Origin of the sequence: Pantoea sp. CTOTU49201 (assembly GCF_032054795.1) — a bacterium.
GTDB lineage: Bacteria > Pseudomonadota > Gammaproteobacteria > Enterobacterales > Enterobacteriaceae > Pantoea > Pantoea symbiotica.
The window spans coordinates 1-1,804 of the sequence record NZ_DAMBSA010000615.1 but is presented as its reverse complement, the minus strand read 5'-3'; the positions used below and the strand labels follow the sequence as shown (position 1 = coordinate 1,804).

2 protein-coding genes are annotated in these 1,804 nt (G+C 57.4%); both read right to left on the bottom strand.

Annotated features, from left to right (window positions below; all coding sequences use genetic code 11):
- Nucleotides 1-330 (bottom strand): biotin/lipoyl-binding protein (locus RTY00_RS24460; protein ID WP_312666703.1); only part of this gene is annotated, 330 nt, incomplete at its 3' end.
- Nucleotides 327-1,804: MFS transporter (locus RTY00_RS24455; RefSeq protein ID WP_312666702.1), on the bottom strand; the 1,478-nt coding region annotated here is incomplete at its 5' end. The genes RTY00_RS24460 and RTY00_RS24455, both read right to left, overlap by 4 nt.

Below are 1,804 nucleotides of genomic sequence, written 5' to 3'. Positions count from 1 at the left end.
ATCCAACTGCGCCTGCGCCTGATGCACGCGCTGACGGTAAATACGATCGTCGATGGTCATCAGCAACTGACCTTTGGTCACCGGCTGCAAATCCACCACGTTAACCTCAGTCAGATAGCCATTCACCTGCGGGCTAATAAAGGTCACCTGGCCGCGCACGTAGGCGTTTTCCGTCGACTGAACGGTGCTGGTGAACGGCCACAGCTGCCAGGCATACAGAATCACCAGCACGCCGACGATAACAATGCCGCTGCCAGCGGCGATGGAAAGAATGCGTCGGCGGTTGGTGCGCTCGCGCTCTGCCGCCTGAATGTCGTCCTGTTGGCTCATGAATTCTCCGTCGGGGTTACTGGTTGTGCCGCATTCATTTTGGTCTGACGCCAGTTGATATAGCGTAAACGCGTCAGGCGATACAGCACCCAGATTAAGGTGATGAAGGCCAGCGCGGCGGTAAGAAGATAGGTGTCGTTATAGGCCAGCACGTTGGCTTGCAGCGTCGCCACAATTTGCAGCTGGCTGCTGCTTTGCGCGCTGAGCAGCACGCTATCTGGCAACTGGCTGCTGAACAGCGAGCTGTACTGGCTGAGGCGTTCGGTGACGTTGGGAACGAGCTGCGACAGCTGATCGCCCAATAGGCTGGAGTGATACTTTTCGCGCCACGTCTGGAACGTGCCGAGAATGGCCGCGCCGATCAAACCGCCTAAGTTCTGGCTCATGCCAAACAGCACCGAGAAACTCACCAGGTTTTTCGGCTGCGTCACCACGCCGCCAATCCCCAGCAGCATGGCGGGCCCGAGGAAGAAGGCGCTGCCGAAGCCGAGTAAAAACTGACTAAAGTAGAGATTGTTGGCACGCGTCAGCGGGCTGGATTGCGCATCCATGAGTGAGGCGACGATCATCACCACCAGCGAGGCAACAATCGGCCAGCTCAGATGCGTAGGTTTGATGGTTAACGCGCTGGCGATCATGCCGCAAATTACCCCGGCGATGATCGCTAACGCCAGACCGCGCATCTGATCGTTGAGTAAACCGAGTTGCTGCAGGAATCCTACCGCGCCGGTGTTTTGTTCAGCCAGCAGAATACGCATCATGATCATCACAATGCCGAGTCGCACAATCATGCCGTTGCTGAGCCAGCGCGTGTTGATCAACGGATTCTTGCGATTGTGTTCGACGACGATCGCCGCCACGATCAATACCAGCGCCAGCGCCAATGCCACACCGAGCCATGGCGTGCTAAACCACCATTCGATACGTCCCAGCGACAGCACCGCACACAACAGCGCCATGCCCGGCGCCATCAGCATAAAGGTGAGGAAATCCATCTTTTCAAACGCTTTGATGCGGTCGCCGGGCGGCAGTTTCACCACCAGCACGCAGCCCAGCGAGATCAGCGCCAGACCGAGTTCAAACAGGTACAAACCGCGCCACTCTTGCAGCTGCAGCAGTTCGGTGGAGAACAATCTAGCCAGCGGAATCGCCAGCTGCGACGCGGTGATGCCAATCACCAGGGCTTTAAGCCGATGCTTCGCGGGCCACGCCTGAATCTGGTAATAGATGCCGAGCGAACTGAGCGCCGCACCAACCATGCCGTGCGCGGTGCGCACAATGATGGCCGAACTGAGATCGTTGGCCAGCAGGTGGAAAAACGCCACGATCACATACAGTACAAGGAACGCTTCGGTGAACAGCCGCAGACCAAACTGCTGGCGGAACTTCACCAACAACAGGTTGATGGAGATGTTGCCCATCACATACACCGCAGGCAGCCAGGCGATTTCATTGCTATAGGCGCCAAAAGTGC